Here is a 15,824-nt window from a genome sequence, read left to right as displayed (position 1 = left end):
AATGATCATAGCAGTCTTGTATAGGTGTCATGAAGGCACAGGGTATTTCAAGCTTCGTTATCGGTAGCTCAGTCGTCTACCAAACTTTACTAATGGCGGTTATAGGAGCCACGCTCGGTTTGATATTTACTCTTTTAACAGCCCTTTATTTACCAGCAAAAGTACCTTTTGCTTTTTCATGGGAATTAATTGGAATTACAATGATCTTAATGATTGTCTTTGCGGTTTTAGGTGGATTGCTTTCAGTTAGACAAATTGTACGCATTGATCCAAGTTAAGCGATATCTTAGGAGATAAACGTGAAAGCCAAAGAAATTAAAAATATTGAAAAAAGTTTTAAAGATGGTGACAAAACAATTCAAGCTTTGAAACAGACTAATTTTGTGATTGAACCAGGCGAATTTGTGGCCATAATTGGCCCAGCTGGTTCTGGTAAAAGTACTTTATTATCGATTATTGGAGGGCTCCAAAGTCCTTCAAAAGGTCAAGTCTACTTAAAAGAAGAAGATTTTTCCGCTTTAAGTGATAAAGAACGTACTAAACGCCGCTTTGATAAAATAGGTTTAATTTTACAAGCCTCGAATCTTATTCCTTTTTAAAAGTTAAAGATCAATTCCGCTTAGCTGATGAACCGACGGCTAGTTTAGATAGTGAACGTGCTTTCGAGGTAGTGGATCTCTTAGCAAAAATGACTAAGGAAATAGCATAAGCAACAATTATGGTGACGCATGACACGCGGCTAATATCTAAATGTGACCGATTTTTTAAAATGATAGATGGAAAATTAGAAGAAGCCGATAGCAATGAATATTTAAAAAGCAGATTTCCTTTTTAAAGGAGATCTGCTTTTTAATCATCTAAAATTGTCAAATATTCTTTTAATAAAGTTAGTTATTGGATTATCTCTTCGATTTTCTAAAGTGTTTTTTTCTTGTTCGGTTTGAGACTCATTATCTTCTTCACCATCTATGGAAGTTTCATTAAGCTCTTCTTCAACTTTGGATTGAGTGACTTGATTAAGGGGTAAGTTTTCATTTTGATATAAATCAGGATGTTCAGCTAAAGCATCAAGAATCAAGGTTAATTGATCATAAGAAGAAGAATAACTTCCATCTTCTTGGATAAAGTTCCCCATGGATAAGGCAATAATTTCACGCCCATTTTCCTTGCCTGTCGCTACAAAACTATCTCCTGCACCATCTGTGAGACCGGATTTAAGGCCATTAATTCCTTCTCTTCCTAATGATTGACCAGGTAAAAGAGGGTTAGGGGTATTAAAAACTTGGCTAAAGTCGCCATCTTCCTGGAAAACATAAGTTTTAGCAGAAGAAATATTTAAAATTTCTGGAAATTCTTTAATGACATTTTGAGTCATCAAAGCTAGGTCCTGAGCAGACATTGCGTTTTCATTACTAGCTAGAGACCCAGCCATACGCCAATCTTCAGGTATAAATTCATTAGGGACACCAGAAGTTGTGTATAAATCGAAATCTACAAAGCCCCAATTATTAAGTTGGTCGATCATCGCTTGAACAGCTGCAGTTTCTGAACCATAGATTTCTCGCATCAGTAAAGAGGCTGCATCATTCCCTGAACGCATAATTAAAGCATGAAGTAAATCATCTACAGTATATTTTTGACCAGCTATTAAAGGGGTGCTAGTTAACTCAGGGTTATCAGAGAGTGCTTGAGTTAGATCACTGGGAGCTTCAATTTCACTTGTAATTTTTATTTTCCCATCTTCAATTGCTTTATAAGTAAGATAGGCTGTAAGAATTTTAGTTGTAGAAGCAATTGGATAGGGGATATTACTTCCTCTTTGAGCTAAAATTCGATTTGTTTCAACATCTACCACAATGAAGGATCTTGAACTAATTGAACTATCAAAAAAGCTGGTTAGCTCCTCTGGGTAATCATCTGGCATGACGACCGTCTTGTATTCTTTGGCCTTATTAATATCTCTAGACAGATCAGGTAATTTAGATAAATTTTCAACTTGGGCTGAAATAGCTTGATTGAATAAATTGCTAAAAAGCATGACTAAAACAAGTTTTTTAAAAAATTTTTGCCAATTTATTGAATGTATAGGCATAGGCTGTCCTCCTTAAAATGGGTGTGACTAACGTTAAAACTAGTCAATAAACTATTCTTTATTATAGCGAAATCTCAATTTAAGTCCAATTGAGATATGAAATTTAAAAAATCAAAGAAGCATCAAATTTCGTTCACAGTTATGAAAAGCGCAATTTTAAATGTTGATTGTTAAAAATGAAAGAGATTACAACATAGTAATTTTTGATGAAATAGTTTTATTTATTGGGAGAAATTTAATAGAGAGACCATTCATTGATAATAAGGTTAAGTTTTCCCATAAATTGATCCACTGTCCCAATTTCTCTTTTCATTAGAACCAGAGCATAGATAGGGTGTCCATTTTCAAAATAAATAGCTGTACCGTGATAGGCATAATCCAGTTGTCCATATTTAGCAGCCATACCACCTTTGATATAAAACTTAAAGTGTTGATCTTTTTCAGAAATGGATATGTATCTAACTAGAGGTAAATATTCTTTATCTTGGGCAATTTGTTTTAGTTAAACTAATAAAGTATTAGGAGTAGCATAGTTATATTGATCATAAAGACTTTCTGTCTTTTGACTAGCCCCTGATTTTTCAACCAAATCACGTTTAAAGTCTCCAAAATTGTTTTGATAATAATTAATCAGAATGTTTCAAGCGATGTTATTTGAATACACTAATAAATTTTCAATCAGCTCTTCTAATTGGTATTCAGACTGAATGGGACTATGGGTATTTTTTTCTGCACCTGATTCAAAATCAACATTGCTGGCAGGCAATTGACTTTTCCAGTTAAGTTTTCCCTCTTCAATTAATTAGATGTAAAGAACAGCCGTTCCAACTTTATTGCTAGAAGGAGCATATTGGCCGATAATTTCGTTTAAAAAGTGAGATTCTTTAGTGAAAAAATTATAGTAGGAAATGCCTAGACGAGAAGATGGGGAATTATAGTCATTTATTAAATCATTCACTAAATCAGTAACTGAACGATAGGAATCATAATTTCTTGAATAGGATGTAACTTGATGTTCTTCAATCCGATTTTTTCATCCATGCTGGTTTCTTGAGTCTCAATAGTTGTACTTAGTCTTTCTGACGCAGTTGTAATAGATTCTTCGCTATCAGAAGGAGAATGAGAGTCCTGCTGACAGTCAACTAGAAATATCATAAAAAAGCTAATAAAAAGTTTTTTATCGACATGAGCATTTCCTAAGATAATGTAAGAAATACGGTGTCAACCACATAAACATTGAACTTATTTCTAAATAACGAGTCCATTTAAGCTTTGAGATGAACTGTATTTGGTTAATAATAACTACTTTATGAATAATCTTCAAGATAAAATCTGTTTTTACTTAATGAATATATATAGCATCTTTTGCTATAATAATAAATATTAGTCATGGAGGTGGATGGTAGTGAATTTGAAATCTTTGACTCAAAGTGAAAATCTTGAAGGTAATTTATTCTTATTGGTGTCAGTTTCAGTCTTATTACCTTTTTATGTTGGTAGCGCTGTTATTTTTTTAACAACCTTATATCTTCTATTTCAACACCGTCGAGACTTGAGACAGATAATGCGCAAACAGAGTTGGTTATTTATCTTTTTGATATATAGTTTAATCATATCAATCTACTTTAGGAATTATATCGGAGTTGCCGTCACATTTGTTCTTTTTTTACTTTTTTTACTATTTAATTTTTATTTTCAAATAATTACTCCTCAGCTTTTTTTAAAACAGATAAAAATTTTCACATGGGGGTCTATCCCGTTAGCTTTGCTAGCGTTTGTAAGATATACTTACTATGTTTTTATGAATGGTTACGATTTATTTTATATTTTTAAGTATCATAATCCGCAAATTCGTGCAGAAGCAACGTTTTTTAATCCTAATTATTATGGACTATATATTGCCATGGTTTTAGTAATGGCTATTTATTTAATGGCAAAAACAAAGCGACCACTTGATCGTTGGTTATCGATGATAGTCATCTTCTTAAATTTAATTAGTTTATTTTTAACTGCTTCGAGATGGTCTATTCCTACTTGTATTGTAGGGATTGTCCTTATGGTATTTTTCTTAAAGCCTAAAATAGCATGGGGGATTGGTTTTGCTTTAGCAGGAGGTTTTTTAACTTTGTTTATAAAACCTGAATTATTACCTAGGTTTACTACTTTGGCGCATGCTTTTGATGACCGTTTTGCAATTTGGTATACTGGATGGCAAATATTTATAACAAGCCCCTTAATCGGAAGAGGGCCTATGGCTTATGTTACCTTTTATTATTTGTTTGCAGATCAAGGAAAAATGCATGCCCACCAGTTATTGATTGATACACTAGCTAATTACGGTATTGTAGGTCTAATGGTTTTAACAATGGCTTTTAGTCATTACTTTAGGAATGTAGTTGAACGAGTCTTCCAACCTAAAATTAGACTAGAATTAGGTCTCATTGTGTCAATATTAGTAATCGTTCTTTTTCACGGTATGATGGATGTGGGAATTTTTTGGATACAAACAGGCTATATCTTACTAAGTATTCTAGTGGTCCCTTTTTGTGTTCTCGAACAATTGGAAAATGAAGTTTAAAAGTATGTTGATCAAATAATTTTGAATACAAAATTCACCCACGCAACTTTTGTTGAAGAAGTTGCGTGGGTGATGTGATTATTATTGAGTCTGTTGGTAATGGTACCATTCATTTACGCGTAAATTTAAATCCCCCATAAAATTATCGAGTGTACCCAGATCGTTGGTCATTAGCACTAGACTATATATAGGCTTTCCATCTTCGAAGTATATACCTGTATCGTGATAACCATTACCATACTGACCATATTTAGTAGCCATTCCTTTATCAACGTACAGCTTGAATCGTTGTCCTTTTTGTGCGATTAACATGTAGTTTATAATAGGTTGATAGCTATCATCGAAAGCAATTTTATTAAGATAACCGATTAGCATATTGGGTGTCGCATAGTTCATATTTTGAGTTAAAGCAATCGGTTTATTATTAATGCCTGATAGTTCGATTAAGTCATTGCGATAATCACCATAATTTTCGTAATAATAATCGATTAAAATGTTCCAGGCAGTATTATCTGAATAGACTAGAAGGTTAGAAATCAATTCCTCTAAGCTATAATATGAGCGCAAGGGATTATTGGTGATTCTACCATCACCTTCTTCTAAATCCTTTTCGCTAGCAGGCAGTTGACTATCCCAACTTAGGACACCTGCTTCAATTAGGTCGAGATATAGGACGGAGGTTCCCACTTTGTTGGTAGAAGCTGCATGACGTGCTTCATTTTCGTTTAAGTAATAGGATTCTTCACTTACAAAATTTTGATAAGCAATACCTAGCTTAGAAGAATCAAAGCCATATTCATCAATTAAATCTTCGATAATTTCTTGAACGGAGTCATATTGATCGTAATCTAAGGAAAATGATGAAGCGGCTGGTTGTTGTTCGGTATCATCTTCTTGTGTAGTTTCAATAGTTGTTTTTCCACCACTTGCAGAGGTGGTTTCTTCTTTATCGGTTGTTCCGTCATCTTCAACTATTGGTTTATCTTCTTTAACTGTTTCGGTACTTTCGTTAGGCTCTATGGAAGAAACTTCTAAGTCTTCGTTTGTCTCTTCTTTATCATCGTTTGACTTGTTTTGCTTTTTTATAATTGCTTTTCTTAATTTGTCAGTTTTGGATAAAGTTGTTTCTCTACTCTCTTCTTTAGTAGAAGATATTTGATCATCTTCATCAGCAACTGACTTTTCAAGTGAGGAAGAAGGTTGACTTTGTAATGATTGTGAATCCTCTAATGAAGCTTGATTGTTAGATGAGTCAACTGAAGAGCTTTTCACTTCAGGGGATGAGGTATTTTGGCAAGCTGTTAACAGCCCTATCATAATCGTTCCTATTATAAATTTTTTTAAGTCCATTAAAAAACTCCTAATATTTAGATTTCTGCAGTATTATATCATCAATTATGATTAATAGCTAAAGGAAATTTGCGCTCTAAGAATTTGAGGGCTAGACGCTAAGACATAAGCATGCCCATTTAGAAGCACCTTGTGTAACATATGTTTGACAACTCTAGACACTCTAGAATGCTCTAAGAATTTTAACTTGATTTATCAAATGAAGTGTGATACACTGTATAAGTTGAGAAAACAAGTAGAAACAAACCGTTTCTCGCCGGACATTAGAAGATGTAGGGCAAATCATTTATGGAGCAGAAAATTCTGTTTTTGTAAATTGATAGAGACGGCACGTATACAAACGGGCTGTTTTTTGTTTTTATTTGTCACTCATAAAAATTATGGAGGTGGACTCATATCGCTAAAGAAGCATTGATTAATGGGCAAATTCGCGCTAAGGAATTGCGCGTCATCGGTGATAATGGAGAACAAATTGGAGTTAAATCGCTACAAGACGCTTTAACGATTGCTGAATCTTTTGATTTGGACCTCGTGCTCGTTTCACCGCAAGCTAATCCGCCAGTTGCACGGATTATGGATTACGGTAAATATCGCTACGAGTTACAGAAAAAAGAAAAAGAACAACGTAAGAATACAAAAGTAGTCAGTGTTAAAGAAGTACGTCTCAGTCCTTCAATTGATGACCATGATTACCAGACGAAATTACGTCAAGCAATCAAGTTCTTGGAAAAAGGCGATAAAGTGAAAGCAAGTATCCGGTTTAGAGGACGGTCAATTACCCATAAGGATTTAGGTTTAGATGTTTTGGAAGACTTTATTGAAGATACAAAAGAAGTTTCGACCGTGGAGTCAAAACCTAAAATGGAAGGCCGTAGTATGTTTACCATACTCGCACCCTCGTCAGAATCATAATACGATTAATAAGTAGGAATATAGGAGGATTATTATGCCAAAACAAAAAACTCACCGCGGTTTAGCAAAACGCGTTAAGAAAACAGGTACAGGTAAATTGAAACGTTCACGTGCATTTACTTCCCACCGTTTCCACGGTAAAACTAAAAAGCAACGTCGTCAACTACGTAAATCAGCTTTAGTTTCTGCTTCAGATATGAAACGTATTAAGCAACAAATTTCAGCTTTATAGGAATAAAGGAGGAAGAAAATCATGGCACGCGTAAAAGGTGGATATGTTACACGTCAACGTCGTAAACGTACATTAAAATTAGCTAAAGGTTATTACGGAGCAAAGTCAAAATTATTTAAGACAGCTAAGCAGCAAGTTATGAAGTCATACATGTATGCTTTTCGTGACCGTCGTCAAACCAAACGTAATTTCCGTCGTTTGTGGATTACACGTATTAATGCAGCAGCTCGTCAAAATGATATGAGTTACTCTGTATTAATGAATGGTTTGAAAAAAGCCGGAATCGAAATTAACCGTAAAATGTTAGCAGATATTGCTATCAATGATGCAGCAGCATTTACTGCTTTGGTTGAGGAAGCCAAAAAAGCATTAGTTTAAAAAATAGACTCTATATCAAATAGGGCTGATGATAAATTAAGGAGACTAAGCAGTTAATATCTGTTTGGTCTCTTTTTCTTTTTCTTCGGATACAAATTGTCTCGCGTTAAAAGATTTTATCTTTAAAATGACAATAGTTTCGGGAGTCATGGACATTGCGCTTAAGCACTTTAAATTTATTGATCACCCCTTAGTTAGTTCAGGATGGTTGAAGGTAATCTCAAGAAAGTTGTTGGGATTCCGAAGGTTCTTCTTAACCTAGATGATAGCCGGGAGGTTGAATTGTCACGGAGTAAGACCTTAAATGCTTTGTGACTAAATTTTTCTAAGGGATAGTGTAGCTTTTGTATCATTTGATAGGTGCTTTTAAACACTTGCTTCTGATTTTATAGGTCATTGTCCCTATTGTCGGTATTGTTCAAAAACAGTCCCCCAATATCTTTTGATTTATTGTAGAGCGCCTGTCTCTATGATGTACTTGATTTATCCAATGAATGTGCAACCGATTTAATTCAGGATTAAGGGATTGAACAACGATATGAAACCGTTCAATAATAATCAAAGTATTAGGGCTCAATTGGCAAGTTAAGGCAATGTAGGCTGTGTATCAGTCAATGAAAATAGTTTTTACCTTATTTTATTCATGATGACTATAACGGTAAAAGTACTTTTTTAGATATTTTAAGTGACATCTTCTACAACATCTATGACTTGATGGGGAATGACATTGCACTAGCAAAGCTTACAGCCCCCTTCACTGTTGGAATTGACTTAAACTTATCAAACAAATCTTTTAAGGGAGGGTAGGTGGCCGTTTATGAGAAACGGAAGCGAAGGCAATTATGACATGATGCACTTATAGATAGATATGTTTGATAAGCAATCATCTTTTTTGAGGGCGTGTGAATTGTTAAACACGCTATTTTTGTTTGGTAGCACTAGAGATGAAACAATGTATCTACAAGGGCTTATTCTGAGCAGGAAAGTGTGGTGATCAAAGCTTGTTTGTTCAGACAAAAACAGACCTTTCCTAAGCCTTATAAGGAGCTAATAATAGGTAAATAGTTAGCCTTTTAATGACAGTCTTTTCCTTATGATAGTAGGAGCAAGGATGAAAAGGGTGAACAGGAGAACTTAAGGCGCAAGAAATATAGTGATTATTTTTGACTTGTGCGACTCAATTATGAGAGAAATTAATGTTTGGGTCTTTAGTATTGAGGACTGTTCTATCTTATTAGTCATGTACAGACTTCTTTCTATATAGTAGAACATGCTTTTAATACATTAAATGTCTGTGTTTTTGTGAATGATCCCTATAATTTATAGAATCATAATATGTTGAAGCCAAAGTCAAGGGAATCTTGATTTTGGTTTTTTGTTTTATATGGAAGTAAACATTTTGAAACATAATTAAATTTAAAAAGAATAGTTTCTTGATACTAATAGAAAAGTTATTTTTCTTTTACGTTCAATTAGTTAAAAGTTAATTAGTAGGAAATTTTCAATCTGAAATTTAACCATAACACTACTACAATTCACAATATTGTGGTAATATGGGATAAAGTCCATGTAATTGTGTAGATTATGAAAGTCCATATAAAGCCCCTTTTACGGCGCGATGTTTTTGCTATAAAACATACCTAGTAGATTTTTATAGAGGCTAAGAACATCTTACATTGAATAATGAAGAGTTTAAAGCATTATTAAATAATCGATAAAGGGGAATGTCTCTAAAACATTTAATAACCATGTTTAAAAAAAGTAATGAATAATTGACAAAAACAATTTATTCAAGCTGATGGTTACAGGTGATTCAAAAGGTGTCAGAGTCAAAGGATATATATGACAATGGCTCAGTTCGATAAGAAAGCGTATTAAATTTGATCAACAAGAGACTGTTAAAACATTGCAGTGTAATTCACACAGGATTATGGGCTTGACTTAATATTATGGGTATAAAGACACTAATGTGAGAGATTTTATGAATTAGAAAGGAGTTATATGAAGAAATTATCAGCAAGGATAAAGTGAGCTTGAGCAAAAGTTAATAAGGAGGCGAATTGTAATGAATAAAAAAATAATGGTTAATTTAGTGTTGACAATGATGCTTGTGTTGAATATCGTTTTCTCACCACAAACGATGTACGCAGTTTCGCAGGTGTTTGATACAGATTCTACTACCATGGTAAAGAATGAAAAAATTGTCGATGGCCAAGTGCTCGAAACTAGGACTAAGAATAAAGCTGGCGAACAAAAAGATGTGGATAATAACATTTTAAAGGATGAATCCCTTCTGGAAGAGATAGGAGATGATAATCTAAACGAAGAGACACAAGTGGATAATTCAAACAACTCAGAAGATGATGCAGAACATCTTCCTCAAAAGAAAACAGAAATCTCAATGGATAAAGCGTCAGAAGGCATCAACAATATTGATCCTCCAATAGATGAAGCGGCTGTAGAGAATGAAATGGTTCCTGAAAACGCTACTTTTAGTGTCCTTCAAGGCAACTGGGTGAAAAATGTTGTTATGACTGTCACCACAACAGACAATAACACATTCATTTTACCTGATGGGGAATCGATAACTTTTACTCCATCAGAATTAAATGCTTTAATACTTGATTATACTCTAGTTAGTCCTCCTAATACGGTAATAAATGCTGGGGACACTTATACTATTGTTTTGCCAGAAATTTTTGAAGGAAGTTCCGCAGCTGTTTCACTTCTGGTGGAAGGTACAGAAGTGGGTACTTATACTGTAACTAATGGGGAAGTTGCCATTCTTTTTAATGATAAGGCTAAGGAATTTGATGATTTAAATATAAACATAAAGATTTCTGGACAGTTCGATACAACACAATTGATTGAAGAAGAAGTTATTGAGGTTGTCATTCCATACGGTGAAGGAGGGTTTTTTACAACAACTATCATTGCTGAGGAAATACCTTATGACGGGGAAGATAAAAAAATAGCAGGACAACCCTATATTATTGATGAAAACGGAGAAAAAGTATATAAAGATGTAACTGGACAACCAGTGACAAACCCTACACATATAGATTGGACCGTTCGATTAAATGATAGTATGGCCACCGTTTCAGAGGCTACATATACCGATTATTTTGGTGATGATTTAGAGCTTTTACCAGAAAGTATCTTAGTTGAAAAGCTCATTCGTAATTACGAAAACCAAGTGATAGGCCAAGAAGAAGTAGTGGTTGCACCGTTAATAAGTGATTCGCGCTTTGAAATTGACTTAGGGTCAATTGAAGATGCCTATGATATTAGCTATACGACATTAATTAATCGACCGAATGGGGGAGGAGCTAAAACTATCAGTAATACTGGATTAATTTTCCTAGATGGTTCAGAAACTCCTGTTTCTGATAGTTTTGAGGGAACGTGGTATGAAGATCTACCGACTATTACTAAACAAGGTTCAATCTCAGAGCAAGATCCCTCGATAATTGATTGGGAAGTTACTTATAATTATGGCCAGGAAGATCTTGGGACAGTAATTTTAGAAGATTTAATAAGTGGAGTGGACTCTCAAACGAAGAATATTACAGAAAAAATTAAACTTTTAAAAGATACGATTAAAGTGCGTAAGGTTGTTCCTGATAGTAACGGCAATGTTTTAAACCCAGAAGATTTCACACCAGTTAGTGGAAGCTTTCCTTTAGAACTTAATGCTCAAGGACAAGCCTATTATATTACTTTTTCGACAGAAGTAGAATTGGGTGTTCAGGGGACAGTCACTAATATTATCTCTGATAATCTAGATCCACAAAATAGTGCAACCGACTCGGTTGTTATAAATACTATTCCAACTTTTGGTAAAGCTGGGGAGCAATTGGTAGATGATGAAGGTAAGCCATATATTGAATGGAAAATTACCCTTAATTCGCAAAGAATCAATATGGGTAGCATGACAATTCGAGATGTGTTTGATCAAAGTTTATTAGACTTTAATGTTGCAGATTTATCTTCATATGAATTATACCAAGATGAGATAACAACAGAAAAGTTAATTGATAATAGTAATTACTACATTCGTAATTATACACATAGCGATAATCGAGAAGGATTTGCTCTGACTGTCCAGAATGCAGGACCTCATAAGTATATATTTGTTTATCGAACATATTACACGACAGCAGGACTGCAAGAACCTAATATAGCTAATAATGCTGAACTCGTTTACTTATTCGGTGAGGAAAGTGGACCAGGAATTTCTTTTGATGTTAACTTAGCAGGTCCTAAAGCAGGAATAAAAAAAGTTGGTTCTTATGTAACTAGCGAAGATAAAACTGAGCAATTTATTGAATGGAAGATTACTTTTAATGAAAGTAATATTAATCTTACTAAACCAATAATTGAAGATAGTTTTAGTAGTGGCAATTATAAGTATGTAAATGATTCTTTTGAATTAACTTCTACAAATGAAGGTGCTTTGGCTTTTGATCCTACTGCATTAATAATGAATCCAAGTCAAGGATTTACCTATCAATTTGGTACTGATACCAATGCTACTTATACTATTAAATATCTTACAACCGTAGATGACGCCAATAACCTCGACCAAATAAATAAAGTTACTTTAGATTGGCAAGGTGGTAAGGAAGAAGCAACAGCTAATGTTTATAAACGTCAAGCAGGTATTAATAAGAAAGCTAACATTGTGATTGATGCTGAAGGTAATAAACACATTAATTGGATTATTAATTTCAATACAAAAAAAGCCGTTTTAGCTAATGTAGTAATCACTGATCAATATTCTCCGTCAACAGCAGACATGTCTAATATTCTTCTATATAGAGACGGAGAGGAAGTTGATCCTAGCCAATACCAGGTCATTGAAGAAAGTCAAGGATCATTTGAACTTATATTAGGAGACATTGATGCAGTTCCGTATACGCTCACATATACAACTAGTCTTTCGTCAGGAGAAGAAGTAAATCTTATTCAAAACAAAGCGTTATTAACTTATACAAACGGGAGTGAGCTAGCCTTTATAAAAGTTCCGAGCCCTGCTTTATCGGTTAACAAAGAAGCAGTGAGCCTAGACAAGACTCCAGATAATCCTGTTATCTCATGGGAAATAACTGCGAATGCGAACACATCAAATCTCATTAACTTAGTAGATCCTGTTTTAACAGACACAATACCAGGCGATCAAGCTTTAATTCAAGATAGCATTAAAGTTTATGATCAAAGTGGCACCCTTATTACCGACAATCTTAATGTGACAATTAACACTGATTCCAATAGTTTCGTCATTCAACTACCAAACGGATCTTATCAATACAAAGTACAATATGACACGGAAATTTTGCAATTCCCATCATTCCATGAAAGTGTTTTGGACAGATATACTAATTCAACTACTTTATCAATGATATACGAAAAAGAAGATGTTGTCGCTAGTGTATCAGATACAGCCTACTTGGATTATTTTGCAAATAACAACAGTGGATTGGTTGCTAAAACAGGGACACAGAACCAATTAACCGAAAACATTGATTGGACAGTTACTGTGAATGAGGAAGGTCTGACAATCAAGAATCCAATAATAGAAGATCAACTTTCGGATAAACATAGTTATCTAACTGATTCATTTAAAGTTAGAGATAGCGCAAATAATCTTTTGAATATTAATGAAGACTATTCAATTTCTTTCGCTGAAGATGACAGAAGTTTCAAGTTGACTTTAAACGATACAATAACGCAAGCTATTACAATTTCTTACTCCACACGATTAAATGATAATTTAATTGGTACTTATCAGGTTACTAATACCATTACATTAAAGGGCGGAGAAGAGAGAAAAATTATTAAAGAAACAGTTACTGAAACAACTGCTCAACAGTATCAATTTGGTGGAGGCGGAACAGGGAGAAAACTTGATTTTAAAATTCTCAAAAAGGCTAAAAGTGGAAAAGCTATACGAGATGTTGGATTTAAGATTGAAAACATAGACATTCATGGAAATGTCGATACGGTAGTATCGGAAGTATTTACAAGCGAGGAAGGTATTTATATTTCAGATAAATTGAGAGCTGGAAAATATATTCTCACTGAGACATCAACTCCTGAAGGTTTTAAAACACTTGCATCATCAATTTATTTTACAATTAACTATTCGGTTGATAATCCACAGTCTTACGAATTACAATTACTTAATTCAAATGGAGAAGTTGCCGAGATACCTAATGTATCAACCAATGGTAATGTAATAACAATCATCAATGAACCCAAAGAGGTTAAGACTCCATTAAAAGCAAAGAAGATTTTAAGAGGTCTAAATTTAGCTGACGGACAGTTTCATTTTGAATTACTAAATGAGGATGGAGAGATTATTTCTCGAGCTAAGAACGATGTTAATGGTAATATAGTGTTTGAAGCGCTTACTTTTGACACAGTAGGTGATTACCAATATATGATACGTGAAAAAATAGATCAACAGGCAGGGGTAACTTATGATACAAATCAATATAATGTATTAATATCAGTCACCTACGATGAACAAGGGCACTTAGCAACTAATATCCAATACGAAACAGATGATCTACCTACCTTTAAAAACTCTTATACGCCTAAAGTTGGAAAACTATCATTATTGGCTGAAAAAAAATTAGAGGGTCTTTCTCTAGAAAAAGACCAGTTTAATTTCCAAGTATTTAATGAAAATGAAGAAGTTGTTGCAACAGGTACGAATGATAGCAATGGAAAAGTTGTTTTCAGTGAATTAACCTTTGATAAAATTGGAGTATATAAGTATAAAATTGGTGAAAAGAAAGATAACCAGCTAGGTATTGCGTATGATCAAACAACCTATGATGTGATCGTTAAGGTAACCGATGACGAGAAGGGTCAATTACAATTGGTTGTAGAATATCCTAACAATAAGGTTCCTGTCTTTACCAATGTATATACTACTCAACCAGGAAAAGCTTCATTAATTGCTAAAAAAGAATTAACAGGTCTTGATTTAATAGCTGGTCAATTCAATTTTGAAGTCCTAAATTCTGATGGTGAAATTATTTCGACAGCATCGAATGATATAGATGGGAAAGTAGCATTTACTGATATATCTTACGAAAATGTTGGAGAATATAATTACACTATTCGTGAAACCCAGGATGATCAAGCAGGTATCACTTATGATGATTCAACATATGATGTTACAATTATAGTAACTGATAATGGAGCAGGACGACTTGTTCATGAAACAGTTTATCCTGATCAAGCTATCCCTGTCTTTAAAAATAGTTACACAGCAGCAAAGGGTGTACTTTCATTAGTCGCAGAGAAAAAATTAGAAGGATTAGACTTAGTAGCGGGTCAATTTAACTTTGAAGTTGTGGATACCAACAATGCAGTCGTAGCAACAGGTACGAATGATAGCAATGGGAAAGTAGTCTTTAGTGAATTATCATTTGATACGGTAGGCGAGTATACGTATACCTTACGTGAAGTGTCAGACAATCAAGCAGGAATTACCTACGATGATTCAGTGCATGAAGTAGTAGTTACAGTAACCGATGATGAAAAAGGTCAGTTACAGATGGATGTAGCCTATCCAAACCAAACAGTTCCTGTCTTTAAAAATAGTTACACAGCAGCAAAGGGTGTACTTTCATTAGTCGCAGAGAAAAAATTAGAAGGATTAGACTTAGTAGCGGGTCAATTTAACTTTGAAGTTGTGGATACCAACAATGCAGTCGTAGCAACAGGTACGAATGATAGCAATGGGAAAGTAGTCTTTAGTGAATTATCATTTGATACGGTAGGCGAGTATACGTATACCTTACGTGAAGTGTCAGACAATCAAGCAGGAATTACCTACGATGATTCAGTGCATGAAGTAATAGTTACCGTAACCGATGATGGGACAGGTTTATTAAGGTTAAGTGTCACCTATCAAAATGATGCAATAGCTGTTTTCAAAAATATTTATACTGAAATTTCAGAAAACCCTAAAGATCCTGAAAAACCTCAGGAACCAGAAAACCCTAAAGATCCTGAAAAACCTCAGGAACCAGAAAACCCTAAAGATCCTGAAAAACCTCAGGAATCAGAAAATCCTAAAGACCCAGAAAAACCAGAAAAACCGAAAAACCCGGATAACCCTAAAAATCAAGAAAACACTAAGGATACTTTACCTATAACCGGTGAAGAAACTACTTATTCATTATTAGCTCTGACAGTTTTGATTATTGGTTTGATGATTTATCTTTTGGGTAAAAAAGGTTTAAGTAAGAAATTTTAGGAATAGA

Annotated in this window: 10 protein-coding genes and 1 pseudogene; 7 read left to right on the top strand and 4 right to left on the bottom strand. The window is 34.1% G+C overall.

Annotated elements, in window-relative coordinates; all coding sequences use genetic code 11:
• The first annotated feature begins 29 nt into the window (after window positions 1-29).
• On the top strand, window positions 30-278 hold the full coding sequence (locus ACQV2X_RS04600; protein WP_428873627.1) for an FtsX-like permease family protein: 249 nt from the start codon (window positions 30-32) through the stop codon (window positions 276-278).
• A gap of 21 nt (window positions 279-299) precedes the next feature.
• Window positions 300-835, top strand: a pseudogene (locus ACQV2X_RS04595) (ABC transporter ATP-binding protein).
• 18 nt (window positions 836-853) lie between these two features.
• Here the strand turns inward: ACQV2X_RS04595 and ACQV2X_RS04590 are convergent.
• From ACQV2X_RS04590 to ACQV2X_RS04580, 3 genes are all read right to left on the bottom strand, one after another.
• Window positions 854-2,092, bottom strand: a complete 1,239-nt coding sequence (locus ACQV2X_RS04590; RefSeq protein WP_428874549.1) for a D-alanyl-D-alanine carboxypeptidase family protein — start codon at window positions 2,090-2,092, stop codon at window positions 854-856.
• 235 nt (window positions 2,093-2,327) lie between these two features.
• Window positions 2,328-2,495 (bottom strand): hypothetical protein, encoded by a 168-nt coding sequence (locus ACQV2X_RS04585; protein ID WP_428874550.1) that lies wholly within the window; start codon window positions 2,493-2,495, stop codon window positions 2,328-2,330.
• 237 nt (window positions 2,496-2,732) lie between these two features.
• On the bottom strand, window positions 2,733-2,891 hold the full coding sequence (locus ACQV2X_RS04580) for a serine hydrolase (protein WP_428874555.1): 159 nt from the start codon (window positions 2,889-2,891) through the stop codon (window positions 2,733-2,735).
• Window positions 2,892-3,491: 600 nt separating this feature from the next.
• On the opposite strand from ACQV2X_RS04580, the gene ACQV2X_RS04575 reads away from it, so the two are divergent.
• Window positions 3,492-4,670, top strand: coding sequence for an O-antigen ligase family protein (locus tag ACQV2X_RS04575; RefSeq protein ID WP_428874552.1), 1,179 nt, complete (start codon window positions 3,492-3,494; stop codon window positions 4,668-4,670).
• 81 nt (window positions 4,671-4,751) lie between these two features.
• On the opposite strand, the gene ACQV2X_RS04570 is transcribed toward ACQV2X_RS04575, so the two are convergent.
• Window positions 4,752-6,020 carry a serine hydrolase gene (locus ACQV2X_RS04570; protein ID WP_428892037.1) on the bottom strand — a complete coding sequence of 423 codons (1,269 nt, stop codon included), beginning with the start codon at window positions 6,018-6,020 and terminating at the stop codon, window positions 4,752-4,754.
• Window positions 6,021-6,431: 411 nt separating this feature from the next.
• Here ACQV2X_RS04570 and infC point away from each other — a divergent pair, with 411 nt between their 5' ends.
• The 4 genes from infC (at window position 6,432) to ACQV2X_RS04550 (ending at window position 15,817) form a co-directional block, all read left to right on the top strand.
• The gene (gene infC / locus ACQV2X_RS04565; RefSeq protein WP_258436502.1) at window positions 6,432-6,932 is read left to right on the top strand and encodes a translation initiation factor IF-3; all 501 of its coding nucleotides are present in this window, start codon (window positions 6,432-6,434) and stop codon (window positions 6,930-6,932) included.
• Between the two features lie 34 nt (window positions 6,933-6,966).
• Window positions 6,967-7,164: a 50S ribosomal protein L35 gene (rpmI, locus tag ACQV2X_RS04560; protein WP_258436501.1), complete on the top strand. Its 198-nt coding sequence runs from the start codon at window positions 6,967-6,969 to the stop codon at window positions 7,162-7,164.
• Between the two features lie 21 nt (window positions 7,165-7,185).
• On the top strand, window positions 7,186-7,542 hold the full coding sequence (gene rplT / locus ACQV2X_RS04555) for a 50S ribosomal protein L20 (protein ID WP_428874468.1): 357 nt from the start codon (window positions 7,186-7,188) through the stop codon (window positions 7,540-7,542).
• Between the two features lie 2,065 nt (window positions 7,543-9,607).
• Entirely contained in the window at window positions 9,608-15,817 is a 6,210-nt protein-coding gene (locus ACQV2X_RS04550) for a Spy0128 family protein (RefSeq protein WP_428892039.1), read from the top strand.
• The last annotated feature ends 7 nt before the right edge of the window (window positions 15,818-15,824 follow it).

This window comes from Facklamia sp. P12945, assembly GCF_050409485.1.
In the GTDB taxonomy this organism is placed as follows: Bacteria; Bacillota; Bacilli; order Lactobacillales; family Aerococcaceae; genus Facklamia.
This window is presented reverse-complemented; position numbering and strand designations above follow the sequence as displayed.

Coding starts and splice junctions, on each gene's coding strand:
- ACQV2X_RS04585 (WP_428874550.1), bottom strand. CDS start 2,495: ATGGCTGCTAAATATGGACAACTGGATTATGCCTATCACGGTACAGCT.
- rplT (WP_428874468.1), top strand. CDS start 7,186: ATGGCACGCGTAAAAGGTGGATATGTTACACGTCAACGTCGTAAACGT.
- rpmI (WP_258436501.1), top strand. CDS start 6,967: ATGCCAAAACAAAAAACTCACCGCGGTTTAGCAAAACGCGTTAAGAAA.
- ACQV2X_RS04570 (WP_428892037.1), bottom strand. CDS start 6,020: ATGGACTTAAAAAAATTTATAATAGGAACGATTATGATAGGGCTGTTA.
- ACQV2X_RS04600 (WP_428873627.1), top strand. CDS start 30: ATGAAGGCACAGGGTATTTCAAGCTTCGTTATCGGTAGCTCAGTCGTC.
- ACQV2X_RS04590 (WP_428874549.1), bottom strand. CDS start 2,092: ATGCCTATACATTCAATAAATTGGCAAAAATTTTTTAAAAAACTTGTT.
- ACQV2X_RS04575 (WP_428874552.1), top strand. CDS start 3,492: ATGGTAGTGAATTTGAAATCTTTGACTCAAAGTGAAAATCTTGAAGGT.
- ACQV2X_RS04550 (WP_428892039.1), top strand. CDS start 9,608: ATGAATAAAAAAATAATGGTTAATTTAGTGTTGACAATGATGCTTGTG.